This window comes from Mycobacterium kyogaense (assembly GCF_036946525.1).
GTDB lineage: Bacteria > Actinomycetota > Actinomycetes > Mycobacteriales > Mycobacteriaceae > Mycobacterium > Mycobacterium kyogaense_A.
The window spans coordinates 71,039-96,834 of the sequence record NZ_JAQIIY010000026.1 but is presented as its reverse complement, the minus strand read 5'-3'; the positions used below and the strand labels follow the sequence as shown (position 1 = coordinate 96,834).

Sequence of the window (25,796 nt, the reverse complement as noted above, 5' to 3'; positions counted from 1 at the left end):
GGTAACGTCTGCCCGGATCGACAGCGAAAGATTTGATGAGCTAGTTGTATGTATCTTCGACGCGCCGGGTGATGCGCGGGCGGCTCCACGACGTGGGTCTGGAATGGGCGAGGTCACGCTTGATGGGGACGATGCACGATGGCGAGTGAGCACTCGGGAGTGGCGCGGGTAGTCCGCGCGCTCGCCGTGCCCATTCTGCTGGGCTGGATCCTGCTGACCGTCGGGACCAACGTGCTCCTGCCGTCGCTGGAGAAGGTCGGAGAGGACCGCACCGTCGGTCTGGCCGCCAAGGACGGGCCCGCATACATCTCGATGAAGCAGATCGGGGCGAACTTCGAGGAGTTCGATTCCGACAGCACCGCGATGATCGTTCTCGAGGGGGACCACCCGCTCGGCGACGAAGCGCACCGCTACTACGACACGCTCGTCGACAAGCTCGAGGCCGACAAGGCCCATGTCCAGCACGTCGCCGACTTCTGGGGCGACCCGCTGACCGCCTCGGGTGCCCAGAGCGCGGACGGCAAAGCCGCGTACGTCCAGATCAATCTGCACGGCAACCAGGGCGAACCCCTGGCCAACGAGTCGGTCGCCGCGGTGCGCGAACTCATCGACTCCACCCCCGCGCCGCCGGGCATGACGACCTACCTCACCGGGCCGGCGCCGCTGATCGCCGACCAGGCGCACGCCGGCGACAGGAGCATCTTCCGCGTCACGCTGATCACCATCGGCGTCATCGCGATCATGCTGCTGCTCGTCTACCGCTCCATCGTCACGATGCTGCTGATCCTGTTCATGGTGTTCATCGAGCTCGGCGCGGCCCGCGGAATCGTGTCGTTCCTGGCGATCAACAACGTCATCGGCCTGTCCACGTTCGCGGTCAACCTCCTGGTGCTGATGGTCATCGCTGCGGGCACCGACTACGCGATCTTCGCGATCGGCCGCTATCAGGAGGCACTCGGCGCGGGTCAGGACCGGGTGTCGGCGTTCTACACGATGTTCAACGGCACCGCGCACGTCATCCTCGGTTCGGGTCTGACGATCGCGGGCGCCATGTCGTGCCTGAGCTTCACGCGGTTGCCGTACTTCAATTCGCTCGGCGTGCCGTGCGCTGTCGGCACCCTGGTGGCGGTGCTGGCGGCGATGACGCTCGGCCCCGCCGTGGTGGTCGTGGCGAGCCGATTCGGCGCGTTCACACCGAAGCGCGCGATCAGCTCCCGCGGCTGGCGCCGCATCGGCACGGTGGTGGTGCGCTGGCCCGGGCCGGTGCTGGCGGGGACCCTGGCGCTCGCACTCGTCGGGCTGGTCACCCTTCCCGGCTACAAGACCAACTACGACGCGCGCAATTACCTGCCGTCGGACATCCCGGCCAACGTCGGATACGCCGCCGCGGATCGCCACTTCGGCACGGCGCGGATGAATCCCGAACTGCTGATGGTGCAGAGCGACCACGATCTCCGCAATCCGGCGGACTTCCTCGTCATCGACAAGATCGCCAAGGCCCTGTTCCGGGTGCCCGGTGTCGCCCGCGTGCAGACGATCACCCGGCCCGACGGAAAGCCGATCAAGCACAGCACCATTCCGTTCCAGATGAGCATGCAGGGCACGCTCATGCAGCTGAACCAGAAGTATCAGCAGGACCGGATGGGTGACATGCTCACCCAGGCCGACGAGATCCAGAAGACCATCGACACGATGCAGAAGATGTACGGCATCACCCAGCAGATGCGTGACACCACGCACCAGTTGGTGCTCAAGACCAAAGACACTGCCGTCGACGTCGCGACGCTGCGGGACAACATCGCCAACTTCGACGATTTCATCCGTCCGCTGCGCAGCTACTTCTACTGGGAACCGCACTGCTACAACATCCCCGTGTGCTGGGCCATCCGCTCGGTGTTCGACACCCTCGACGGCATCAACACGATGAGCGACGACATCGCCAATATCGTCCCCGACCTGGAACGCCTCGACACGCTGATGCCCCAGCTGGTGGAGCTGCTGCCTTCTCAGATCGAGACCATGCGGTCGATGAAGTCGATGATGCTGACGATGTACCAGTCCCAGAAGGGCATGCAGGACCAGATGGCGGCGCAGCAGGACAACGCGTCGGCGATGGGGGACGCCTTCGACGACTCCCGCAACGACGATTCGTTCTATCTGCCGCCGGAAGTGTTCACCAACAAGGCCTTTCAGCGCGGCATCGCGCAGTTCATCTCACCCGACGGCAAATCGGTGCGGTTCATCATCAGCCACGAGGGTGACCCGGCGACCATCGAGGGCCTCGACAAGGTGGACCCGATCAAGACGGCGGCCAAGGAGGCGATCAAGGGCACTCCGCTGGAGGGGTCGAAGGTCTTCCTCGCGGGCACCGCAGCCACGTACAAGGACATGAAGGACGGCTCGCACTACGACCTGCTGATCGCCGGAATCGCCGCCGTCACCTTGATTTTCGTCATCATGCTGATCATCACCCGCGCCGCGATCGCCGCGGCGGTGATCGTCGGCACGGTGCTGCTGTCCCTCGGTGCGTCCTTTGGTCTGTCGATTCTGCTCTGGCAGCACCTCATCGGTCTCGAGCTGCACTGGATGGTGCTACCGATGTCGGTGATCCTGCTGCTCGCCGTCGGCTCGGACTACAACCTGCTGCTCGTCTCACGGTTCAAAGAGGAGAAGGAAGGCGGGTTGAAGACGGGCATCATCCGCGCGATGGCGGGCACCGGATCGGTGGTCACGTCGGCGGGGCTGGTGTTCGCGTTCACGATGGCCTCGTTCGCCTTCAGTGACCTGGCGGTGATGGCCCAGGTCGGCACCACGATCGCGTTGGGTCTGCTGTTCGACACCCTGATCGTGCGCTCCTTCATGACCCCGGCGATGGCCACGATGCTCGGCCGGTGGTTCTGGTGGCCGCAGCACGTGCCCAGCCCGGCGTCACGACGCAGACTGGCCGCGCTCAGGAGCTAGCGGCGAGCTTTCCGATCGGCGTCGCGTCGAGGTGCGCCAACAGGTCAGCGGCGTTCTCGAACACGGCAGCCGCGCCCGACTCGGACAGTTCGCCCCTCGACACACCGCCGGACAGGACGCCGACCGAGGTCAGGTCCACTCGGCGGGCCGCCTCACAGTCCCAGACCGCGTCGCCGACGAACACCGCCTCGGCCGCGGTGACGCCGGCCCGGTCCAGTGCGACCTCGACGATGTCGGGTTGCGGCTTGGCCGTGTCGACGTCCTCGGACGACGTCACCTCCGACACCACGTCGTCGCAGTCGAGAACCTCACGCAGCGTGCTCAATTCGTCGTCGGGTGCAGAGGTCGCGAGCACCACCTGTAGGCCGAGGTCGGCGATGCGCCGCAGCAGGTCGCGCGCGCCGGGAAGGGGAGTGAGCAGATGCGCACTCTCCCGGTAGAACTCGCTGTGCTTGTTCTTGAGTTCATCGAGCTGACCCTGGCCGGTGTCGTCACCGGCCAGGGTCTTCACGAGCGTCGTGCCGTCCATGCCGATGCACCGGTGGATCCGCCACGCCTCGACACCCACGCCTTCTGCATCGAAGGCGCGAATCCAGGCGTAGATGTGCAGGTAGTTTGAGTCGACTAGGGTGCCGTCGACGTCGAACAACACGGCGGGACGAGACGATGCCATGGACGAACTCAGGGGACTGTCACGCAGCCGACGCCGGGCACGCAGCCGCTGCCACCGCCGGGGCCGCCGCTGCCGGTCGGGCCACCTGGGATGGAGCCGCCGCCACCGCCGGGGCCGCCGCTGCCGGTCGGGCCGCCTGGGATGGAGCCGCCGCCACCGCCGGGGCCGCCGCTGCCGGTCGGGCCGCCCGGGATCGAACCGCCGCCACCGTTGGCGTCGCCGCCGCCGGTCGCTCCGCCGGGAACCGAACCGCCGCCACCGTTGGCGTCGCCGCCTCCGGTCGCACCGCCGGGTGCCGGGCTCGTGCTCATCGACGGCGCGGTGCTGCTAGCCGGTGTCGTGGTGCTCGTGGTGCTGCTCTCGGTGGTCGACGAGGTGCTGCTCGAATCGCCGCTGTCACCGCCGCCGCAGCCGACGGCGAACACGAGCAGCGTCGCGCCGCCGAACACAGCCAGTCGAGTCCTCGGATGGGATTTCATGGGCCACCAATCTGTCGAAGGGTGCCCCGCAGATACCCGAGCCTCCGCGACCCGAAACTCCCCGCGCTACGCCGAGGGGCCGTCGTCCGCTGAAGCATCGGTTCCGCGTGCGTGGCGGGGGACCGATGATTCCGCCGCGTGGCGCGGTGTCGCGCCGTGGCGTCTGTGCGTCGCCCGGCCCCGCGCGGGAGCGGTGTTAGAGCCCTCCGCCGCGGCAGACCCCTCCGCGGCGGCCGAGCCGTCGTCATCGGCGTCGCCGTCCTCGCGCACCGTCGATGTCGGGGTGTCCAGGACGGGCGCCGCGGCCGGATCGGCCAGCGTGTCGGCAGTCGACGGCGGGGCGGCGATCGTCTCGCCCATGTCGCGCAAGGAATGGATCAGATAGTCGACAGGCCCCGAGATCTGGTCAGTGACAGGAGCTTCCACGACGGAGCCGAGCAGGCCGAAGTACTCGTCGCGCTGGCCGTCGACGCGGCCGTTGAGCAGTCCGTCAACAGTGCGTGCCGGGATGTTGGCCAACGCGCCGACGGCACGTACAGGGTCCAGATCGGTCGCCGCGCCGACGACCTCGGCCGCGCCGGCACCGCCGGCCAGCACGCCACTGGCTGCGGGCATGGTCAGTCTGACCAGCAGGCTGTTGGCTGTGCGGAACGGCTCGCCGCTGCCGACCACGCGGCCGAGGCTGGCGACCGGTTGGTTGGCCGCAGCGAGGACGGCGTGAGCGAACGCCTCGGGGTCCAGTTCGGCGGCGGCGCGGAGTATCTCGACGATTCCATGATGCTGGTTGTCGGCGATCGCCCGAACAACGGGCAGAGGGTCCTCGAGGTACTCGTCGACGAGACGCCCGGCGTTGGTCAGCGAGCGCGACAGCACCTCGGGGTAGTACTGCAGCGGACTCTGCGTGACATGCTGAACCACGGCTGAATTCTCAACGCGCACTTGGTCGTCCGATACCGGAGATGGTGCGACGACGATGGTGCCCGCGCCGACGGCGGCCACCCCCACTGTCAGCCACGGGCGGATGGCCTTGCGCATGTGGCACCCCCCTGTGTCGGCGAACCATTGCGCTGCCCCCCGACGATCTCAGCGCAAAGTAGCACGCTGCTCCGACAACCGGCGAGCGCTTATCCGGTGCGTTGGGCGCTGGGAAACTCCTGACTGGTTGCTGGGGGTACTCTTCCCGCCATGACCGCAGGTGCGATCAGGAGCGTCCGGTGAGCGGGGGGCTGTTCGCCCTGCTCGACGATGTCGCGGCACTGGCCCGACTGGCGGCCGCGTCCGTCGACGATGTCGGCGCAGCCGCGGGGCGAGCGACCGCCAAGGCTGCCGGGGTCGTCATCGACGACACGGCGGTGACGCCGCAGTACGTGCATGGTGTCACCGCCGAGCGCGAACTGCCCATCATCAAGCGCATCGCCGTCGGCTCGCTGCGCAACAAGATCGTCTTCATCCTGCCGGCGGCGCTCCTGCTCAGTCAGTTCGCGCCCTGGCTGCTCACGCCGATCCTTATGCTCGGCGCGACGTACCTGTGTTACGAGGGCGCCGAGAAGGTGTTCGGCAAGCTGCTGGGCCACGGCGGCCACCACGGGACCGCCTCCGCGCAGGGGCCGGACGCCGAGAAGCAGATGGTGGCGGGCGCGATCCGCACCGACTTCATCCTCTCCGCCGAGATCATGGTTATCGCGCTGAACGAAGTTGCCTCCGAATCGTTTTGGCCGAGGCTCATCATTCTGCTCGTCGTCGCGGTGGTGATCACGGTGGCGGTCTACGGCGTGGTCGCCGGCATCGTCAAGATGGACGACGTCGGGCTCCACTTCACTCAGCGGTCAAGTAGCTTCGTCCAGCGCATCGGGCGTGGGCTGGTGGCCGGCATGCCGAAGCTGCTCAGCTTCCTGTCCGTCGTCGGAACGGCGGCGATGCTGTGGGTGGGCGGGCACATCCTGCTCGTCGGCACCGACACCCTCGGCTGGCACGGCCCCTACTCCCTGGTGCACCACGCCGAGGAGGCCGTGCACCACGTGGGTGGGGTCGGTGCGGTGCTGGCCTGGCTGGTCAACACCGCGGCCTCGGCGGTGATCGGACTGATCGTCGGTGCGCTGGTCGTCGGGATCGTGTCGGTTCTACCGTTCGGCAAGAAGAAATCCCACGCCTGACCTCTCACCCATCACTGCGGTCGCGGTCGGCCAGATAGGCCAACAGCTCCGGATCGGAACTGGTGAAGCGCGCCGCCTCCTCACCCCCGTCGCAACGCAGCAGCGCCACGGTGACGGCGTCCGGGGAGCGGCCGATCACCTCCCAGACGGCCCCTGAATCGGCCCAGCGCTGGAGTTCGGCGACACGGTCCATCGCCTCAGCGTGCCACCTCCTAAGCTCGCCGATGTGCACGCTGGTTCGGCTGTCGCGGTGGCGGCGACGTTCACCTGGTTGGGCATGGTGCTGGCGATTTCCTTCCTCGAAGCCCCGCTGAAGTTCCGCGCGCCGGGCGTCACACTGCCCGTGGGGCTCGGGATCGGCCGCTTGGTCTTCCGTGCCCTCAACGCCTGCGAGGTCGTGCTCGCGGTGGCGGTGATTGCCGGCGTCCTGACCGCCCACGTGACCGGTGTGGCGCTGACCGCGGCGGTGACGGCGGTCGTGATGCTGGCCGTTCAGGTGCTGCTGGTCCGCCCGGCGCTCACCCGCCGCTCTGATCGCGTGCTGGCCGGGGAGGACGGTCCGCGGTCTCGCGCGCATCTCGGGTACGTCGGGCTGGAGGCGGTCAAGGTGATCGCGTTGGCGATCGGGGGAGTGGCGCTGCTGGCGGGTTGATCACCCGGGTGTGAGGCTGCCCCGCCGGTGGCCGTCGTGCACGGCGATCAGCGCGGCGATCGGTTCACAGGTGACCACGCCCGTGCTCCGCGGTCACCTGGTCGACGACGGCGTAGTCGGCGGCGGCCGCGCCGCCGCTGCTGAGCAGCGTGGTCGTCACCGGCACATGGCGCCCCAGCTGCAGGAAGTGGTCGCCGTGTGGGCGCTGATCGCCACGGAATCCCCACAGCCCGCGCAGCGTGGTGGCACCGCCGGCGTGCTCGGTCGCACGCAGTCGCGTCATGAGCTCGCGGTGCACGGGGCGGCCCCCGTATCGGGTGTCCTCGTTGGTGTGCACCGTGATCTTGCGCGAGCGCCAGTGGCCGGGGGGCTCGGCGACCGTGCGGCCGTCGACCTTGCAGACCACGACCGGGGCGATGCTGATCAGTGCGGTGCCCAGCAGGGCCGTGAGTTCGTCGAGCGCGGCCGACGCCTGCGCGCGTGGACCGACGCCGGTGACGAGCACGGGAACATCGGTGTTGCTGCTGAAGAACCGCGCCCGGCGGCGCTGACCTGAGACGGTGCCGTCGACGCCGAGGAAGACGTCGGCGGTGACGAAGTCGCGTCGGTGCAGGACCTCGCACACCGCCACATAGCCCGGTGCGCCGGCGGCCGGCTGCTTTCGCCCGAGGAGAAGGGACAGCCGCACCGGCTCGTCGCCGGTCGGGACCTCCGGTGCCAGCCACGACCGCTCGAGAGTGATTAGTCCGCGTTGGGCCAGTGTGACGACCCCGTCGGAAAGCGCCCGGATCCGCTCTGGGCGGTCGGCAACCGTCACCGTCACCGGAGGGTCTTCGGACAGCGTCAACGAGCGGTCCGTGCGCAGCACGTGCGTGGTGCCGAATCCCGCGATGCCGCGCAGGCAGATGCTGGCCGCGACGTTGTCCCGGGCGAAGAGCTCGGCCAGCGCGTCGGCAACGAAGCGGCCGTCTGTCCGTTGTCGTTCGGCGAAATAGGCTGTGAGCGTGTGTATCTCGGTCACAGCGCGGCTCCCAGTCGCTGCCCGAGCCACGCGGCGAGCAGACCCATGACCATGCTGACCCCGATGTTGGCCAGCGCCGAGACCAGCTGACGTTCCTCGGCCAGCCGCTGCGTCTCCAGCATCCACGTGGAAAAGGTCGTGTACGAGCCGACGAAGGCCGTGCCGACCAGCAGCGCCACGTGAGGACGCAGTGCCAACCCGGCGAACGCGCCGAGCAGGAACGCGCCGCTGATGTTGACGACGAGCGTCCCGAACGGGAACGGCCGGCTGATGCGCCGCGACACGGCCTTGTCGACGGCGAGGCGGGCGACCGCGCCCAGGCCGCCGAGCAGGGCGACGCCGAACCACACCAGCGCGGTCATCGACGTGTCCGCACCCGGCGGACCAGCGCCGTCGCGAGGTAGACCGCCACCAGGCCGGCGGTCACGCTGGCCGCGGTGTAGGAGAGGGCCAACCCGTAGTGGCCGTGCTCGAGCATCTTGATGGTCTCGACCTGCATGGTGGAGAACGTCGTGAGCCCTCCGCAGATCCCGGTGCCCAGGAACGGTCGCCGGTAGCTTGACACTGGCAGACGTTCGAGCAGGCGGGTGACGAACAGTCCGAGCAGGAATGCGCCGACGATGTTGACCGTGAACGTGGGCCACGGCCAGCGCGCCGGGTCACCGGCCGCGAGTTCCTCCAGGCCCGCGCGGGCCAGGGTGCCGACGGCGCCGCCGGCGAACACCGCGGCCAATTCGCGCCGGTCTGTGGCCATGGCGCACAGTATCGCGACTTGTCACCGGTCCCCGGTGTTGCGGGGGCGCGTGGCGTAGCAGAATCGATTCCATGGCTGCGAACCCACGTGCCGGCCAGCCGGCGCAACCCGAGGACCTCATCGACATCGCTGCGGTGGTGACGGCCTACTACTCCGTCGTCCCCGATCCCGACGACGTCGATCAGCAGGTCGCCTTCGGCACGTCGGGGCATCGCGGCTCGAGCCTGGATGCGGCCTTCAACGAGGCGCACATCCTGGCGACCACGCAGGCGATCGTCGAGTACCGCGCGGCCCAGGGCACCACGGGTCCGCTGTTCATCGGGCGGGACACCCATGCGCTGTCCGAGCCGGCCTGGGTGTCGGCGCTGGAGGTGCTGGCCGCCAATGACGTTGTCACGATGATCGATTCGGCCGATCGCTACACCCCGACGCCGGCGGTCAGCCACGCGATCCTGGCCTACAACCGGGGCCGCGACAGCGCGCTCGCCGACGGCATCGTCGTGACGCCGTCGCACAACCCGCCGCGCGACGGCGGCTTCAAGTACAACCCGCCCAACGGCGGCCCCGCGGACACCGACGCGACCGGAGTGATCGCGCGTCGCGCGAACGAGTTGCTGCGCGACGGGTTGAAGGGTGTCAAGCGCATACCGCTGGCGCGGGCGCTGACCACCGTGCAACGTCACGACTATCTCGAGGCATACGTCGCCGACCTGCCGAACGTGGTCGACATGCACGTCATCTCCGCCGAGGGCATCCGCATCGGCGCCGACCCGCTGGGTGGCGCCAGCGTGGACTACTGGGGAGCGATCGCCGAGCGGCACAACCTGGCGCTCACCGTGGTCAACCCGCTGGTCGATGCGACGTGGCGGTTCATGACGCTCGACACCGACGGCAAGATCCGGATGGACTGCAGCTCCCCGAACGCGATGGCGTCACTCATTGCGAATCGCGACAGCTACCAGATCGCCACCGGCAACGACGCGGACTCCGACCGGCACGGCATCGTCACCCCCGACGGGGGTCTGCTCAACCCGAACCACTACCTCGCCGTGGCGATCGACTATCTCTTCACGCACCGGGCGGAGTGGGCGGCCGAGACGGCGGTCGGCAAGACGGCGGTGAGCTCGTCGATCATCGATCGTGTGGTCGCCGGTCTGGGGCGCACGCTCGTCGAGGTGCCGGTGGGCTTCAAGTGGTTCGTCGACGGGCTCGTCGGCGGGACGATCGGGTTCGGTGGCGAGGAGAGTGCCGGCGCGTCGTTCCTGCGCCGGGACGGGTCGGTGTGGACCACCGACAAGGACGGCATCATCCTGGCGCTGCTGGCGTCCGAGATCCTCGCGGTGACCGGCTCCACGCCGTCGCAGCGCTACCGGGAACTGTCTGAAAAATATGGTGCGCCAACGTATGCGCGTATCGATGCACCGGCCAACCGCGAGCAGAAGGCGCGGTTGGGCAAGCTGTCGCCCGAGCAGGTGAGCGCGACCGAGTTGGCGGGCGAGCCGATCACCGCGAAGCTGACGAGTGCGCCGGGTAACGGGGCACCGCTGGGCGGACTGAAGGTGACGACGGAGAACGCGTGGTTCGCGGCGCGGCCGTCGGGCACCGAGGACGTGTACAAGATCTACGCCGAATCGTTCCGCGGCCCTGACCATCTCGCCGAGGTGCAGGAGGCGGCGCGAGAAGTGGTGTCGGCGGTCATTTCGTGAGTTCTGTCGCCGACGGCGACAGTCGCACGACCCCGCGTCTACCGCGCGAGGTGTGGGTGCTCGTTGCCGCCAACGTGGTGGTGGCGCTGGGCTACGGCGTGGTGGCCCCTGTGCTGCCGCAGTACGCCCGGCACTTCGGCGTGAGCATCAGTGCCGCCACGTTCGTCATCACGGCGTTCGCGGTGCTGCGGCTCGTGGGCGCGCCGCCCGCGGGGATGCTGGTGCAACGGCTGGGGGAGCGGCGCGTCTACATCAGCGGACTGTTGATCGTCGCGGTGTCCACGGCCGCGTGTGCGTTCGCCGAAACCTATTGGCAGCTATTGGTTTTCCGCGCTCTGGGCGGTATCGGATCGGCGATGTTCACGGTGTCGTCGCTGGGATTGCTGATCCGCATTTCACCACCGGACGCGCGGGGCCGGGTGGCCGGGCTGTTCTCGTCGGGGTTCATGGTCGGTTCGGTGGGCGGGCCGATCCTGGGGAGTCTGACCGCGGGACTGGGGTTGTCGGCGCCGTTCCTGATCTACGGCGCGGCGCTGCTGGTCGCGGCGGCGGTGGTGTTCGTGAGTCTGCGCAACTCGACGGTCATCACGCAGTCGGACGACGACGTCGAGGAGCCGTTGCCGTTCCGGACCGTGTTCCGGCATCGGGCCTACCGGGCGGCGCTGCTGTCGAACTTCGCGACCGGGTGGGCGTCGTTCGGGCTGCGGATCGCGCTCGTGCCGCTGTTCGTGGTGGAGGTGCTCGGACGCGGGCCGGGTGCGGCAGGAGTGGCGTTGACCGCGTTCGCGGTCGGCAACATCTCGGTGGTGATCCCGAGCGGATACCTGTCGGATCGGCTGGGACGGCGCAAGCTGTTGATCTTCGGGCTGAGCCTGGCGGCGGTGTCGACGGCGCTGGTGGGGTTCACCACGTCGCTGCCGGTGTTCCTGGCGGCGGCCTACGTCGCTGGAGCGGCCACCGGGGTGTTCGTCTCGCCGCAGCAGGCCGCGGTCGCCGACGTGGTGGGCAGCAAGTCGCGCGGCGGGACGGCGATCGCGACGTTCCAGATGATGGCCGATTTCGGATCGATCGGCGGGTCGCTGCTGGTCGGGCTGATCGCGCAGTACACGTCCTACGGGCTGGCGTTCCTGGTCAGTGGCGTCATCCTGGGCGTGGCCTGCATCGGCTGGGTGTTCGCGCCGGAAACCCGGCCCCGGGTCGTGCGCGAGCGGACCGAGGTGCGGCCGCTCGGTCCCGAAGCCGGCGGGGAATGCCCGTGACCTGCGATTTTGAGCGGAACCAGGTCGTGGTGTAGCTTCGATGAGCACAACAATCCGGGGCTATGGCGCAGTTGGTAGCGCACCACACTGGCAGTGTGGGGGTCAGGGGTTCGAATCCCCTTAGCTCCACAACGAGAAACCCGCTCGGACCTCGGTCCCGGCGGGTTTCTTGCTGTTCGAAGGGTCTGATTTCGGCCCGCCCCCACCCGATCGCGTAGGTTCTTGGGCCATGGCAGAGGATCAGACCCCAGACGTTCCGCCGGATCACCTCTCCATCGATCCGCGCAGCCCCTTCTACGACGAAGAGGTACTCACCCGCGACGTGGGCATCCGCTTTAACGGCGTCGAAAGGACGAATGTCCACGAGTACGACGTGGCCGAGGGTTGGGTGCGCGTCGAAGTCCCTACTGCCAGGGACCGCCGCGGCAATCCGATGGTCGTGAAGCTCAGCGGCACCGTCGAGCCGTATTTTCGCGAATCGCAGTAGCGCTCCGCCCGTCGGGGAATGTCTTCCGGGACGCAGCTGTTCGTATACCCCGTGGGGGTATGCGATGAACGCGGAGGACGACCATGACGGTGACGCACGAGCATGCCGGTCACGGCGCTGACCACGCAGCTCAGTTCCGAAAGCTGTTCTCGGTCAATCTGATTCTGGCGATTCCCGTCGTCGCGTTCTCGGCCATGTTCGCCATGCTCGTCGGCTACGACGTGCCCAGCTTCCCCGGCGCACAGTGGATCGCACCGCTGATCGGCACGGTGATGTACGTCATCGGTGGGCGTCCTTTCCTCACCGGTGCCGTCAGCGAAATCCGTTCACGCAAGCCCGGAATGATGCTGTTGATCGGCCTCGCGATCACCGTCGCATTCACTGCGTCGTGGGGCGCGAGTCTGGGCCTGCTGCACCACGAACTCGAGTTCTGGTGGGAACTGGCGTTGCTCATCGTCATCATGCTGCTCGGGCACTGGGTGGAGATGCGCTCGCTCGCCCAGACGACCTCTGCTCTGGACTCGCTTGCCGCCTTACTTCCCGACGAGGCGGAGAGAGTCGACGGCGACCGGACGGTGACCGTCGCACCGGCAGACCTGCAGGTCGGCGATGTGGTCGTCGTCCGACCCGGTGGCAGCGTCCCCGCGGATGGCGTGATCGTCGACGGACGAGCGGACATGGACGAGTCGATGGTGACCGGTGAATCGCGTCCCGTCACCCGCGCCGTGGGTGACGCGGTCACGGCGGGCACCGTCGCCACCGATTCCGGCCTGCGCGTCGAGGTCACCGCCACCGGCGACGACACCGCCCTGGCAGGTATCCAGCGCCTGGTCGCCGAGGCGCAGAATTCGTCGTCGCGCGCCCAGCGCCTCGCCGACAGAGCCGCCGGTTGGTTGTTCTGGTTCGCCTTGCTGACCGCTGCTGTCACGGCAGTCGTGTGGGCACTTGTCGGGGATCCGGATGCATCGGTGGTGCGAGCGATCACCGTGCTCGTCATCGCCTGCCCGCACGCGTTGGGATTGGCGATTCCCCTGGTGGTGTCGATCGCCACCGAGCGGGCTGCGCGTGGCGGTGTCCTCGTCAAGGACCGGCTGGCATTGGAAGGGATGCGCACCGTCGACGCGGTGCTGTTCGACAAGACGGGCACCCTCACCACGGGCGAGCCCACGGTGACCGCCATCGACTCCGAGGCCGGTCTCGATGACGATACGGTGCTCGCGCTGGCTGCCGCGGCCGAGGCTGACAGCGAGCATCCCCTGGCAAAGGCCATCGTGCGGGCTGCTCGCGATCGCGGCCTCGAAGTGCCCTCGGCGGTTGCGTTTTCGTCATCTCCTGCAGTCGGGGTCACGGCGACCGTCGACGGTCGCGAAATCCGTGTAGGTGGGCCTCGCTTGCTCGACGAGGTCGGTGCCACGGAGATCGCCGCCGCCACCACGTGGCGTGTCGACGGCGCGATCATCCTGCACGTGGTTCGCGACGGCGTGGTGATCGGCGGCCTTCGCCTCGCTGACGACATCCGGCCGGAATCCCGCGATGCCGTCGACGCTCTCCACCAGCTCGGGATCGAAGTGGTGATGATCACCGGGGATGCCGAAGCCGTTGCGGAGGCCGTCGGGCGGGAGCTCGGTATCGACCGGGTGTTCGCGGGTGTGCGTCCAGAAGACAAGGCCGCCAGGGTTTCTGACCTGCAGCGTGAAGCCAGAAGCGTTGCCATGGTCGGCGACGGGGTCAACGACGCACCCGCGCTGGCCGCTGCCGACGTCGGCATCGCGATCGGGGCCGGCACCGACGTGGCGATCGCCTCGGCAGGGGTGATCCTGGCCAGCTCCGACCCACGCTCGGTGCTGTCGGTGATCGAGCTGTCCCGCGCGAGCTACCGCAAGATGAAGCAGAACCTTTGGTGGGGAGCGGGATACAACCTCATCGCAGTGCCGTTGGCTGCTGGGGTGCTGGCGCCCGTCGGGTTCGTCCTGCCCATGTCGGTCGGCGCGGTCCTGATGTCGTTGTCGACGGTCGTGGTGGCGTTGAACGCGCAGCTGCTGCGTCGACTCGACCTGCGCCCGGAGTCCAGCACGCGCGCCGTTCTCAGTACCGGGTGACCGGCCGGTCAGTGCGCGTGGTTGTGAGCCGCGTGACCGCTCAGGGGTACCGCCGAGGGGATCGGTTCGGTTGTGGCCGAGGGTGACTGGACGGGGCGCAGGGCCGGCGGGGGAGTCGCTGCCTCGGGAGCGCCACCGCCGTCGGTGTGACCGGCCGGTCCATGGTCGCCGGTGTGATGACTGCCGTGCTGGAGGCCGGAGGCCGCGCCCACTGTCGATGCCATCGCGACAACGCCGACGGCGCCGACGAGGATCGCGGCGCCGGCGAACGCCGGCACGGGCGCTCCGCGCAGGCCGCGGTACCACACCCAGCCCGCGCCCATCACGACATATATCTGGAGCAGCGCGGCGCACACGTCAGCGCCGGCAATCAGTTCGACGTGTCCGGCATTCGGGCCGAAGGGAGCTCCCGCGGTGCGGGAAACCGCCCACAAGACAAGTGCGCCGGCGTTGATCAGAACTCCGGCCGTCAGTACCGAAATGGTGGTGTGCACCAGAACCGATCGAGCCCAGATCACTTGGAAGAGGGCCAGCAGGAAGAAGAACGCGCCGGAAGGAGCCCACTCCTGCCAGTGCGTGGGAACGACTGCGATGTGAATGATGGCAGCGCCCAGCGACGCCAACGCCGCAAGGCGAACTGCCAGTCTGCTGTCCGTCATCCTGACGGTGTACGGCGCCACTCGTCCGATGATGTCAGCAGGCGGACCCGTCAGAAACTCTGTGACACCACTTCGCCACCCGAACGAGACGGCCCCGTCACCTTGGCGGTGTCGCCGTCGGATTCGAGCAAGCCGTAGGGCATTCCTCGAGAACCGCTCCGCGCCATGGGACGCGTCGGTTGTTCATGCCCGACCCTCAGGCCACTTGGTTGTCGGGTGGTGCGGGTCCGCCGGGTTCTGCGGGGTCGCCTGATGGGGTCGATGGGTAAGCCTCCATATCGGCGACCGGATCGGCTGGTTTCGCGGTGGACGTTTCGGGCTCGTCCACCTCGTCAGGGCGGAGGAGGCGTTCGGGGGTGTGGTGGGTGTTGATGCGGGTTTGTCCGGTGTCGAGCTCGGGTGGTGGGGTCCATTCGACTTCGTGGCGGGCGTTCATGGATGTGGTCCAGCCGCCGGGTGTGACGGAGCGGTTGTCGGGTGGGCAGGCCAGGCCGAGGTCGTCGATGTTGGTGAGCCCGCCATCGGCCCAATCCTGTGTGACGTGGTGGACCTGGCAGCCGTACGCACCGACAGGGCAGCCGGGTTTGGTGCAGCCGCCCTCGCGGCCGATCAGCATGATCCGCTGCGCCGCTGATGCCGTTCGCCGCGCCCGGAACAGGTCCAGCGCCGCGCCGGTGGCGCGGTCGAAAATTGCCAGATAGTGGCTCGCGTGCGCGCCCATCCGGATCACATCTTTGATGGGCAGGCGGGTGCCGCCACCGGTCACGCCGATCCCGGCGCGGGATTCGAGGTCTTGGAGGGTGGTGCGCACGATCACGGTCACCGGTAATCCGTTGAGCTGACCCAACTCGCCGCTCATCAACGCGATGCGCCCCACCGCCAGCAGGGCGTCGTGTTGGCGTTGGGCGAGGCTGCGGTGATCGTTGTCGATCTGCTCTTGGGTGGGGGTGCCGGAGATGCAGGGTTCGGGGTCGTCGGGGTTGCACATGCCGGGGGCGGCGTAGCGGGCGAAGATCGCTTCCCACACCGCGGCGGCTTCCGGGGTCAGATCTCCCTGCCACGCCGTCATCCCTTCGCGACCCTGCCGAGATTTCTTGAGACTCCGTTTGCGGGTGCGTTCGGTGTCGTCGGGTTCGGGGCCGTCCTGATCGAGCAGGAACAACTCCAACTCCGCGGCATCGTCGGTGGCCTTCGGGCCGGCACCACAGGCGATACGCGCTACATCAGCCTCGAACTGCTCCCGCGTCGCGGCGTCGACGAACCCGGGCAGTTTCTTGACCGCTTTACGGATCACCTCCACGTGTTCGGGGGTGATCCGGCCCTCGGCTTGCGCGGCCGCGGTCGCCTCCAGCACCGGGGGCAGGAGCGCTCCGGTCATCGACTGCCGCGGGGCGAGCAGCGCGGCCTCGGTCAACCGGCGATTCGCTTCCGGACCGCTGATCCGGTAGCGCACAGCCAGGACGTCTTTCCAGTTCTTGGCGCCCATCTTCTGCGGAGTCGTCTCGGCCTGCAGCCGCGCCAACCCACGATTGCGGGCCGCCGGCAGCCGACACCCGGCCGCTTCGATCTCGTCGAGCAGCTCCACCACGTCCGCGGCGGTCGCGAGGTCCAGATCGGCAGCGAGCACGCCATCGACCGCGGACCGTAGGACCGCCACCGCCTCCCGCACCTCCGACATGACTCGAACATACATTCGACCACCGACATTTCCGGGCCGCTGGAATGCCGCGGCGAGAAACCGCGCGGACCAGCTAATCACCGGTTACTTTCGACGCGATGAATGCTTCGCGGGTTATCGGACGGGTGGGCGCGCTGGCGGTCTTCTTCGGGATGGGCGCCGCGGTGATGACGAGTTGTCCCATGGCATCTGCGGCGCCGGATTCGTCGTCGGCCGACTCCTCGCAGACGGCTGCCAAAGAAGCGCCACGATCCGGTGGCGCGCGACCGCTGCGGGAGCGCGGTGACGACAAGGCCGAGTCGCACCAGCCTCGGCGCAGCAGTCTGGCAGCTCGCCGGGAGGCGCGCCAGAGCGCCGCCGACGACGCGGCTGATACGCCGGCGGGCGACGCCGCACCGCGCACGCGGATGCCCGCCACGGAGCGTCAACCGCGGCCAGCATTGAGCGAAAGGCGAAATGATACAAGCCGTCCGATGACGGCTCGCCAACCCCGCTGGAAGGCCGAGACGGAGACCGTCACCGTCGCATCCACACCGCTGGTCAAGCGAGCGGAGATGCGCGCAGCAGGCGATGTGCCGCCTGGTGTGGTGAGCCTTGCGCTCACATCGGTGCTCGAGGTCGGCCTCGCGGTCGCGGTGTCGGTGCTCAACATCGGCATGCCGAGCCCCACTGCCGCGCCACCGCGATTGAAGTTGAACGGCTACAGCCTGCTGCCCGACTCCACGGAGGACATCACATCGTTCTACGGCCGCTGGACCTACCTGCCCGGCGCGCCGAGTCTCGTTCAGGGCCAACAGAAGTTCGACATCGTCGATCCGCGCACCAAAGAATCGGTCGGTGAATTCGACGCGCTGGTCGGGCGCGGGCTGGGCTACAACTACACCTCGCTGCTCGTCACCGACAACGGGGGAGCGAACGTCGGAACCGGGCCGGGGCAGGTCCCACCGGTCGGATCGCTGATCGCCACGTTCACGGTCGGTCCCGTCGGATGGGCCTATTCGTCGATGCCGACGGCAACCGGAGACGTGATCTCCTTCAAGATCGTCACCCCGTTCGGCAGCATCCCGCTGCCTCTGACGTTCGACGGCGCCGCCGGCATCGCCGACCACACTTTCGACAACAGACCTGTGAAGCTGACCAACGGTTACAGCATCGCACCCGCTGATCCCGACGGTGAAACCATCACGGGCACAAGCGGAATTCAGCCGCTGTTCACCAGCATCCAAGGCCGACAGGTCTTCGGGATCTTCGATTCGACGGGCACCCAGGTCGGGACCTTCGAGGGCGTCTTCACGACCACCTCGGACATCCTGGGCACGTACACCCAGGCGATCCTGGTCACCGCCAACGACGGTGTCGACGTCGGCACCGGCGACGGCCAGATTCCTCCGGTGGGTTCGGTCTACAACGTCGTCTATGCGGGCAACGATGACAACTACGTTCTCTACCAATCCCTTCCGTCGCCGGCGGGTGACGTGGTCATCGTCCAACAGGTCGGCCCGAGCGGGGTGCAGACGAGCACCAAGACCTTCATCGACGCATCGGAGCCACCGTCGACGCAACCGCTGAAGGTGTCACGCGGCCTGACGCTGGTTCCGGTCTCGGCATTGCAACCCGTCGGCGTGAACGGTCTGCCGCCCAGGGAGATCCAGTACCAGGGCTATCAGCAGTTCGACGTCTACGACGCCAAGGGCACTCGCATTGGTCGTGTCGACGCCGACGTGATGACGCAAGACGACCTGTACGGAATCCGCAGCGAGGCGGTGCTCGTCACCAACATCGTCGACGGTGACGGCGGAACCGCCAAGGGTGACGTCCCGCTCGTCGGCTCCGTCATCAACATCGTGACGCTGGGCGACAGCCGATTCGGCACAACGCAGTTCGTCATGCCCGACGGCAGAGTCGACGTCAAGCGATCATGGATCACCACGCCGCTGGGCAACATCCCGGTGTTCCGGGCCCGCACGTGGGTGCCTGATCGCGTCGACGTCTCCTACGCGACGGTGACTGTCTGAGAACGACCCTCAGCGCGCGTGCTCGTCGGCGACGTCCAGCGCGGCGTCGAGAATGCGCAATCCCTCGGCGATCTCGTCGTCGGTCACGTTGCACGGCGGCACCGCATGGATGCGGTTGAAGTTCGCGAACGGCAGCAACCCACCGGACTTGCACGCCGCGATCACGGCGTTCATTGCCGGGCTGGAACCGCCATAGGGGGCCAGCGGTTCGCGGGTCTGCTGGTCTGCCACCAACTCGATCGCCCAGAACACGCCGAGCCCGCGGACCTCGCCGACGCTGCGGTGCCGAGCGGCTAGCTCACGCAGGCCGGGGCCGAGCACGTCGGAGCCGATGCGCGCGGCATTGGCCACCATGCCCTCGTCCTCCATCGCGGTGATGGTCGCGACGGCGCAAGCGGTCGCCAGCGGATGGCCCGAGTACGTGAGGCCGCCCGGGTAGGCGCGGTCGGCGAACGTCGCGTAGATCGCGTCGTTGATCGCCACGCCGCCGAGCGGAACATAGCCTGAGGTAACACCTTTGGCGAACGTGATCAGATCCGGGACGACGTCGAAGTTCTCGATCGCGAACCAACGTCCGGTCCGACCGAAACCGGCCATCACCTCGTCGGCGATGAACACGATGCCGTGGCGATCGCAGATCTCGCGCACACCGGCCATGTACCCCGGCGGGGGCACCATGATGCCCGCGGTGCCCGGCACCGATTCCAGGATGATCGCGGCGATGGTCGACGGGCCCTCCATACGGACCAGTCGGTCGAGGTGCTCGAGCGCGCGCTGAGTCTCCTGCTCCTCGGTCTCGGCGTGGAACGTCGAGCGGTACAGGAACGGTCCGTCGAAGTGCACGATGCCGGCGTTGCCGTGGTCGTTGGGCCAGCGGCGCGGGTCGCCCGTCAGGTTGATCGCCGTCTCGGTCCCGCCGTGGTACGAGCGATAGCGCGAGAGCACCTTGTAGCGACCGGTGTGCAGGCGGGCCATGCGCACCGCGTGCTCGACGGCGTCGGCGCCGCCGTTGGTGAAGAAGATGCGGTTCAAGTCGCCCGGAGTACGCTCGGCGACCAACCGGGCCGCCTCCGAGCGCGCGTCGTTGACGTGCTGAGGCGCGATCGTGCACAGCTTGGCCGCCTGCTCAGCAATGGCCGCAACGACTTTCGGGTGCTGGTGGCCGATGTTCGTGTTCACCAGCTGCGACGAGAAGTCGAGGAGGCGGTTGCCCTCGCCGTCCCACACGTAGGAACCCTGCGCCGCGAGCACGGTCATCGGCTTGATCTGAGCCTGCGCCGACCACGAGTGGAAGACGTGCTGGCGGTCCAGATCATAGGCACGCTGCCCGCGGGCGATAGCCGTGTCGAGGTCTTCGCCGGTGGGCAGGGCGCTCACTGTTGACGTCATTGCGTTCTTTCGATCGTGGCGAGCGCGCGCGAATGCACGTATGACACCGGTGTGTCGTGTGCAGACACGCGCGCTCGCGGGGAGGGGGCTAGTTGGTGGGGAAGCCGAGGTTGATGCCGCCGTGTGATGGGTCGAGCCAGCGGGTGGTGATGGCTTTTTGGCGGGTGAAGAACTGCACGCCGTCGAGGCCGTGGGCGTGGCTGTCACCGAAGAGGGAGGCTTTCCAGCCGCCGAAGCTGTAGTAGGCCATGGGGACGGGGATGGGGACGTTGATGCCGACCATGCCGACCTCCACCTCGTTCTGGAAGCGGCGGGCGGCGCCGCCGTCGTTGGTGAAGATCGCGGTGCCGTTGCCGTAGGGGTTCGAGTTGATGAGGTCGAGGGCTTGGTCGTAGGTGTCGACGCGCACGACGGACAGGACGGGACCGAAGATCTCGTCGGTGTAGACGGTCATGTCGGGGGTGACGTTGTCGAGCAGGGTCGGCCCGAGCCAGAACCCGTCCTGCCCACCGTCAGGGGTGACGGTGCGGCCGTCGAGGACGACCTTCGCTCCGGCACTTTCGCCGGCGTCGATGTAGGACGCGACTTTGTCGCGGTGGGCTTGGGTGACCAGGGGCCCCATGTCGGAGTCTTTGGTGCCGTCGCCGGTTTTGATGGTGGCGGCGCGTTCGGCGATCTTGGCGACGAGGTCGTCGGCGATGGGTCCGACGGCGACGGCCGCGGAGATGGCCATGCAGCGTTCCCCGGCGGAGCCGAAGCCGGCGTTGACCATCGCGTCGGCGGCGAGGTCGAGGTCGGCGTCGGGCAGGATCACGGCGTGGTTCTTGGCGCCGCCGAGGGCTTGGACGCGTTTGCCGGCGGCGGTGCCGGTGGCGTAGACGTATTGGGCGATCGGGGTGGACCCGACGAACGACACACTCTTGATCTTGGGGTTGGTGAGGAGTTCGTCGACGGCGGTCTTGTCGCCGTGGAGGACGTTGAACACTCCGGCGGGTAGGCCAGCCTCGGCCCAGAGGCGGGCCAGCCACAGTGCTGCTGAGGGGTCTTTCTCGGAGGGTTTGAGGACGACGGTGTTCCCGCAGGCGATGGCCAGCGGGAAGAACCACATGGGGACCATGGCGGGGAAGTTGAAGGGGGAGATGATGCCGACGGGTCCGAGGGGCTGGCGGATGGAGTGGACGTCGATGTTGGTCGAGGCGTTTTCGGTGAAGCCGCCTTTGAGGAGGTGGGGGATACCGCAGGCGAACTCGACGACTTCCTGGCCGCGGGCGACTTCGCCGAGGGCGTCGGAGACGACTTTGCCGTGCTCGCTGGTGATGATTTCGGCGAGTTCGCCTTTGCGCTCGTTGAGGAGTTCGCGGAACCGGAACAGCACCTGGGTGCGTTTGGCCAGCGACGTGTCGCGCCAGGCGGGGAACGCCGCGGCGGCGGCGTCGATGACGGTGCGGGCGTCGGCGACCGAGGCCAACGCGACCTGACCGGTCACCTCACCCGTCGCCGGATTCGTCACCGGCGCCGACGCACCCGACGCACCCTCGAACACCTCACCGTTGACCCAATGCGAAATCTGCGCAGCCATACCGAGAGTCTCGCGCGCGGAACGAGGTCAGAGCAGATACACACTGTCACCAAATGGCACCGCCGGAATACACTGTGTCAATGCCGTTGACCGTGAGTGAGGTCGTCGCTCTACCTGTGGTGCAGCAGGGCGATCCCGAGGTGCTCAGCGATCAGCGGTGGGCCGAGACCATCCGCTGGGTCCACGGCAGCGATCTGGCCGACCTCTCCAGCCTGCTTCAGGGCGGAGAACTGGTACTGACCACGGGTAAGGCGCTGGCCCGCCATCCGCGAAAGTACCTGCGCGGCCTCGCCGACGCGGGTGCACTCGGCGTCATCGTGGAGGTGGGCACGCAGGTGCCCGCCCTGCCGGCCGGCGTCGGCGCCATCGCCGAAGAACTCGCACTCGCCCTGGTCGTCCTGCATCGCACTGTCCGGTTCGTGGAGATCACCGAAGCCGTGCACCGCCGCATCGTCGCCGAACAGTACGACGAGGTGGCCTTCGACCGCCGCGTGCACGAGACCTTCACCGAGCTGTCCATGAAGCGCGCCTCGCTGGGCGGAATCGTCGATGCGGCAGCACAGATCCTCGCCGAGCCCGTTGTGCTGGAGGATCTTTCGCACCAGGCACTCGCTGTATCGGCCGGAATACCCGCAGACCTGCTCGACAACTGGGAGCGGCGCTCCCGCCGCAGTCCGGGACGCACCGGGCAAGCGGAGCCCTGGGCGGTCACCGGTGTCGGACCTCGCACCCAGCAGTGGGGGCGGCTGGTCGTGCCGCGCGCACCAGCCGACGAGCACCGCGCGAAGATGGTGCTCGAACGGGCCGCCGCGGCATTGGCCATGCACCGGATGATCGAGCAGGACCGAACGGGCCTGCAGCATCAGGCGCAGAGCGGGCTCATCGACGACGTTCTGCGCGGGCGCCTCACCGATGAGCGCGAATTGGCGGCGCGCGCCCAGGCGTTGGGGCTGCGGCGGGTCTCCCGATATCTTCCGGCCACGGTGCGCGCGGAACGGCCGTCCCCGTCATCGGATCCCGTGGCCGGTCACCGGCGAGCCATCGCGTTCCTCGAGGCTGTCGCCCACACCGTCAACGCTTCCGGGCACACCGGCCTGTTCGCGCTGCGGGGTGATTCGGAAGTCGTCATGATCCTCGCCCTCAAGGACTCTCGTGCCACAGACGCTGCACTCGCGGCTTTGGGTGCCCGCCTACGGGAGGAGGTGCGACGAGTCGACGGTGCGACGGCGTCGGTGCTCGCGCTGGGGCCGCCGGCCGAGCAGATCGCCGACGCGGTATCCGGGTTGGCCGAGGCGGCGCACATTGCCGAAGTGGCTCTGGCGCAGGGGGATCGGCACCGCCCCTACTTTCGGGCCGCCGACGTCCGGCTACGCGGCCTGCTGTCCCTGCTGCGTGACGATCGGCGTGTCCAGCAGTTCGCCGAGACCGAACTCAAAAGCCTGCTCTCCGAGGACCTCCCGAACACGCCCACCAACCTGACGGTGCTGCGGGAGTACCTGCGGCTCGCGGGCAACAAGGCGGCGCTCGCAGAACGTCTGCACATGAGCAGACCGGCCCTGTACAAACGGCTGGCCGCTATCCGTGCCGCCGTGGGCGTCGACCTCGACGACGGGGAATCGATGACGTCCCTGCACGTCGCGCTGATGATCGTCGACGGGGCCACCGGGTCACGCGAGTGATCGCGACGGCCGCCACGCCAGGAAGCCGACCGCGAGGCCGACGAACGGGATCGCGGCCAGCACGGTGCTCAGCGTGACGCTGCCTCCGGTCACCAGCGTGAAGTTCGACAGCACCAGCCACAGGCTTGCCAACAGTCCGAGCACCGCCAGGGCGGGCGCGATCCGGGTCGTCCACAGGCCGCCGTGCTCGCGATGACGAAGGAAGAACACCAGCACCGCAACAGACGTCGTCAACATCAGCACCACCATGCCGACCGTCGCGACGCCCGCCATCGAACCGAACACGCCGACCAGCGGGTCGATGCCGAGCAGCGCGAGGACCGCGACGATGACCGCTGCTGTCACGGTCTGGACGAGCGACGAGAACGACGGGGATGCATGGTCGTCGTGCACTGTGGCCAGTCGCGACGGCAGCAATCCCTTGCCGGCCAGGACGAACTGATAGCGCGCGATCACGTTGTGGAACGACAGCACGCAGGCGAACAGGCTGCTCAGCAGCAGGACGTTGATAATGTCGCGGCCCACGGTCCCGAGCATGTCGCCGGTGGTGTCCAGCAGCATGTTGCCGTCGCCGTCGAGGGTCTTCTGTGCCACGCCGGTCACCTGATCGGGCCCCAGCGCCACCACGAACGCCCACACGGTGATCGCGTAGAACGCGCCGATGATGATGACCGCCGCGTACGTGGCGCGCGGGATCGTCCGCTCGGGGTTGCGAGCCTCGTCCCGGAACACCGCCGTGGCCTCGAATCCGATGAACCCGGTCAGCGCGAACAGGATCGCGATCCCGATGGTGCCCTGGGTGAACGTCGACGGGGCGAACGAGGTGAACGTGATGCCGGCCGGCCCGGGTGTGGCGACCATCACGACGTCGAGGACCACCACGATGCCGATCTCGAGCGCCAGCGCGACGCCGAGGACCTTGGCGCTCAGGTCGATGTGCCGGTAGCCGAGGACGGCGACGATCGCCAGGATGGCGAAAGAGTAAGCGGGCCAGGGGATTGCCGGCCCGTTATAGTGCGCGACGGTGTCGGCGATGGCCCAGCCGATGTAGCCGTAGATGCCGATCTGGATCGCGGTGTAGGCGATCAGGGCCACCACCGCGATGCCCTTGCCCATCCGTTCGCCGAGGCCGACGGTGACGTAGGAGAAGAAGGCGCCGGCCTCGGGCACGTGGGGAGTCATCGTCACGAATCCGATGCTGAAGACCAGCAGCACGAGCGCGGCGATCACGAACCCGACGGGTGCGCCCGCACCGTTGCCCAGGCCCATCGCCAACGGCATGTTGCCGCCGATCACCGTCAGTGGGGCGGCCGCGGCCACCACCATGAAGACGATTCCGACGGGTCCGAGTTGTCCTGTCAGGCGCCGAGATTCGGTAGTGGTCGTGGCGGTCATCGGGTCTCCTCGAGGGAAAATGCGGTGCGGAGCAGGTCGTGGTCGATCGCGTGGGCGGTGAAGCCGTGGCGGCCGGTCATCGTGGTGGCGGCGACCATCGCGTTGACGATGGCCTCCTCGGTGGCGTCGATAGTCAGGTCGAAGAGTCGGGTCATCAGCTGCGGCGCCACCATGCGGACGCCGATCTCCGGTGCAGCGGTGTTCACGTCCTCGTCCCACGCATACGGGGGGATGCCGCGGTTTCCGGTCGAGAACGCCAGCATGAGATCGCCGCTGTACTGTTCGCCGGTGCCGCCGAGCCGGCCGACGGCCAGAGCCGCACGCTGCGCCAGGCGAGTGCACTGGTGGGGGAGCAGGGGCGCATCGGTCGCGACGACGACGATGATCGAGCCCGATCCGGGTTCGTACCGCGGCGGCAGGTCGGGCAGCGGTACAGCCTGCGGTCCGATGAGCTCGCCGACGTGAACTCCGTTGATGCGCAGGCGTTCCCGGCGACCGTGATTCGCTTGAACGAGGACGCCGACCGTGTAGCGACCTGTTGCGGTCTCGGTGACACGTGACGACGTCCCGATGCCGCCTTTGAAGCCGTGGCAGATCATCCCGGTGCCGCCGCCCACGTTGCCTTCGGCGGGTGGCTGCGCCGACGCGTTCTCCAGCGCGGCGCGGGCGTGTTCGGGCCGGACGTGAAAACCGTTGATGTCGTTGAGCAGCCCGTCGTAGGTTTCGCCGACCACAGGCAGTGACCAGTAGACGCCGTCTCCGCGGGCGCGCACCTGCGCGGCGACCAACTCGTCGCGCACGACGCCGACGCTGTGGGTGTTGGTCAGCCCGATGACCGATGTCAGCTCGCCGGATTCGCGGATCCATTCCAGACCGGTGAGCTCGCCGCTGCCGTTGAGGCGGTGCGCACCGGCGAACACGGGCTCGGTCCAGATGTCGTCGTGTGGCACGACCATCGTGACGCCGGTGTGCACCGCGGGTGGCCCCTCGGCGTTCAAGGTGACGTGCCCGACGCGCACCCCGGGCACATCGGTGATGGCGTTGTGCGCACCGGTGGGGTGGTCGCCGATGATGACGCCGAGGTCTCTTGCCCTCATGACACGCTCCATTGTTTTCCGGATTGGAAAAGAACTATGCGCCCGTGTCGTGGATCACGCA

22 protein-coding genes and 1 tRNA gene are annotated in these 25,796 nt (G+C 68.0%); 10 read left to right on the top strand and 13 right to left on the bottom strand.

All coding sequences use genetic code 11. The features are described from left to right. Positions 1-138 precede the first annotated feature (138 nt). Entirely contained in the window at positions 139-2,961 is a 2,823-nt protein-coding gene (locus tag PGN37_RS21475; protein WP_335333020.1) for an MMPL/RND family transporter, read from the top strand. On the opposite strand, the gene PGN37_RS21470 is transcribed toward PGN37_RS21475, so the two are convergent. The 3 genes from PGN37_RS21470 to PGN37_RS21460 form a co-directional block, all read right to left on the bottom strand. Then, positions 2,951-3,634: an HAD family hydrolase gene (locus PGN37_RS21470; protein ID WP_335333019.1), complete on the bottom strand. Its 684-nt coding sequence runs from the start codon at positions 3,632-3,634 to the stop codon at positions 2,951-2,953. The genes PGN37_RS21475 and PGN37_RS21470 overlap by 11 nt on opposite strands. An 8-nt stretch (positions 3,635-3,642) precedes the next feature. Beyond that, complete coding sequence (locus PGN37_RS21465) at positions 3,643-4,113, bottom strand: hypothetical protein (protein ID WP_335333018.1); 471 nt, start codon at positions 4,111-4,113, stop codon at positions 3,643-3,645. Between the two features lie 66 nt (positions 4,114-4,179). Then, complete coding sequence (locus PGN37_RS21460; protein WP_335333017.1) at positions 4,180-5,148, bottom strand: hypothetical protein; 969 nt, start codon at positions 5,146-5,148, stop codon at positions 4,180-4,182. A gap of 179 nt (positions 5,149-5,327) precedes the next feature. On the opposite strand from PGN37_RS21460, the gene PGN37_RS21455 reads away from it, so the two are divergent. After that, a complete protein-coding gene (locus PGN37_RS21455) occupies positions 5,328-6,266 on the top strand; it encodes a DUF808 domain-containing protein (RefSeq protein ID WP_335333016.1) in 939 nt (312 codons plus the stop codon). Between the two features lie 4 nt (positions 6,267-6,270). Here PGN37_RS21455 and PGN37_RS21450 read toward each other — a convergent pair whose 3' ends face one another. Then, positions 6,271-6,459 carry a hypothetical protein gene (locus PGN37_RS21450; RefSeq protein WP_335333015.1) on the bottom strand — a complete coding sequence of 63 codons (189 nt, stop codon included), beginning with the start codon at positions 6,457-6,459 and terminating at the stop codon, positions 6,271-6,273. A 33-nt stretch (positions 6,460-6,492) separates the two neighbouring features. Between PGN37_RS21450 and PGN37_RS21445 the strand changes: the two genes are divergently transcribed. Then, entirely contained in the window at positions 6,493-6,918 is a 426-nt protein-coding gene (locus tag PGN37_RS21445; RefSeq protein ID WP_335333028.1) for a hypothetical protein, read from the top strand. 64 nt (positions 6,919-6,982) lie between these two features. On the opposite strand, the gene PGN37_RS21440 is transcribed toward PGN37_RS21445, so the two are convergent. From PGN37_RS21440 to crcB (PGN37_RS21430), 3 genes are read right to left on the bottom strand one after another with little or no spacing between them, the layout of a single operon-like run. After that, positions 6,983-7,939, bottom strand: coding sequence for a DUF190 domain-containing protein (locus PGN37_RS21440; protein WP_335333014.1), 957 nt, complete (start codon positions 7,937-7,939; stop codon positions 6,983-6,985). Further along, on the bottom strand, positions 7,936-8,301 hold the full coding sequence (gene crcB, locus PGN37_RS21435; protein WP_335333013.1) for a fluoride efflux transporter CrcB: 366 nt from the start codon (positions 8,299-8,301) through the stop codon (positions 7,936-7,938). The genes PGN37_RS21440 and crcB (PGN37_RS21435) overlap by 4 nt, the downstream gene beginning before the upstream one ends. Further along, a complete protein-coding gene (gene crcB / locus PGN37_RS21430; protein ID WP_335333012.1) occupies positions 8,298-8,693 on the bottom strand; it encodes a fluoride efflux transporter CrcB in 396 nt (131 codons plus the stop codon). The genes crcB (PGN37_RS21435) and crcB (PGN37_RS21430) overlap by 4 nt, the downstream gene beginning before the upstream one ends. A 71-nt stretch (positions 8,694-8,764) precedes the next feature. On the opposite strand from crcB (PGN37_RS21430), the gene pgm reads away from it, so the two are divergent. From pgm to PGN37_RS21405, 5 genes are all read left to right on the top strand, one after another. After that, positions 8,765-10,399 (top strand): phosphoglucomutase (alpha-D-glucose-1,6-bisphosphate-dependent), encoded by a 1,635-nt coding sequence (gene pgm, locus PGN37_RS21425; RefSeq protein ID WP_335333011.1) that lies wholly within the window; start codon positions 8,765-8,767, stop codon positions 10,397-10,399. After that, positions 10,396-11,658, top strand: a complete 1,263-nt coding sequence (locus PGN37_RS21420) for an MFS transporter (RefSeq protein WP_335333010.1) — start codon at positions 10,396-10,398, stop codon at positions 11,656-11,658. The genes pgm and PGN37_RS21420 overlap by 4 nt, the downstream gene beginning before the upstream one ends. Before the next feature lie 56 nt (positions 11,659-11,714). After that, positions 11,715-11,787, top strand: a tRNA-Ala gene (locus PGN37_RS21415). Positions 11,788-11,887: 100 nt separating this feature from the next. Further along, the gene (locus PGN37_RS21410) at positions 11,888-12,145 is read left to right on the top strand and encodes a DUF3297 family protein (protein ID WP_335333009.1); all 258 of its coding nucleotides are present in this window, start codon (positions 11,888-11,890) and stop codon (positions 12,143-12,145) included. 83 nt (positions 12,146-12,228) lie between these two features. Continuing rightward, entirely contained in the window at positions 12,229-14,244 is a 2,016-nt protein-coding gene (locus tag PGN37_RS21405; protein WP_335333008.1) for a heavy metal translocating P-type ATPase, read from the top strand. Between the two features lie 8 nt (positions 14,245-14,252). Here the strand turns inward: PGN37_RS21405 and PGN37_RS21400 are convergent, their stop codons facing one another. Both PGN37_RS21400 and PGN37_RS21395 read right to left on the bottom strand, forming a co-directional pair. Next, positions 14,253-14,903, bottom strand: coding sequence for a hypothetical protein (locus PGN37_RS21400; protein ID WP_335333007.1), 651 nt, complete (start codon positions 14,901-14,903; stop codon positions 14,253-14,255). Between the two features lie 196 nt (positions 14,904-15,099). Beyond that, positions 15,100-16,596 (bottom strand): HNH endonuclease signature motif containing protein, encoded by a 1,497-nt coding sequence (locus PGN37_RS21395; RefSeq protein ID WP_335333006.1) that lies wholly within the window; start codon positions 16,594-16,596, stop codon positions 15,100-15,102. 458 nt (positions 16,597-17,054) lie between these two features. Between PGN37_RS21395 and PGN37_RS21390 the strand changes: the two genes are divergently transcribed. Continuing rightward, on the top strand, positions 17,055-18,596 hold the full coding sequence (locus tag PGN37_RS21390; protein ID WP_335333005.1) for a hypothetical protein: 1,542 nt from the start codon (positions 17,055-17,057) through the stop codon (positions 18,594-18,596). A 9-nt stretch (positions 18,597-18,605) separates the two neighbouring features. On the opposite strand, the gene PGN37_RS21385 is transcribed toward PGN37_RS21390, so the two are convergent. After that, a complete protein-coding gene (locus PGN37_RS21385; RefSeq protein ID WP_335333004.1) occupies positions 18,606-19,985 on the bottom strand; it encodes an aspartate aminotransferase family protein in 1,380 nt (459 codons plus the stop codon). Between the two features lie 88 nt (positions 19,986-20,073). Continuing rightward, on the bottom strand, positions 20,074-21,564 hold the full coding sequence (locus PGN37_RS21380) for a CoA-acylating methylmalonate-semialdehyde dehydrogenase (RefSeq protein ID WP_335333003.1): 1,491 nt from the start codon (positions 21,562-21,564) through the stop codon (positions 20,074-20,076). Positions 21,565-21,644: 80 nt separating this feature from the next. Here PGN37_RS21380 and PGN37_RS21375 point away from each other — a divergent pair, with 80 nt between their 5' ends. Continuing rightward, positions 21,645-23,243: a PucR family transcriptional regulator gene (locus PGN37_RS21375; RefSeq protein ID WP_335333002.1), complete on the top strand. Its 1,599-nt coding sequence runs from the start codon at positions 21,645-21,647 to the stop codon at positions 23,241-23,243. Here the strand turns inward: PGN37_RS21375 and PGN37_RS21370 are convergent. Beyond that, a complete protein-coding gene (locus PGN37_RS21370; protein WP_335333001.1) occupies positions 23,232-24,638 on the bottom strand; it encodes an APC family permease in 1,407 nt (468 codons plus the stop codon). The genes PGN37_RS21375 and PGN37_RS21370 overlap by 12 nt on opposite strands. After that, complete coding sequence (locus PGN37_RS21365) at positions 24,635-25,735, bottom strand: DmpA family aminopeptidase (RefSeq protein ID WP_335333000.1); 1,101 nt, start codon at positions 25,733-25,735, stop codon at positions 24,635-24,637. The genes PGN37_RS21370 and PGN37_RS21365 overlap by 4 nt, the downstream gene beginning before the upstream one ends. Positions 25,736-25,796 lie beyond the last annotated feature (61 nt).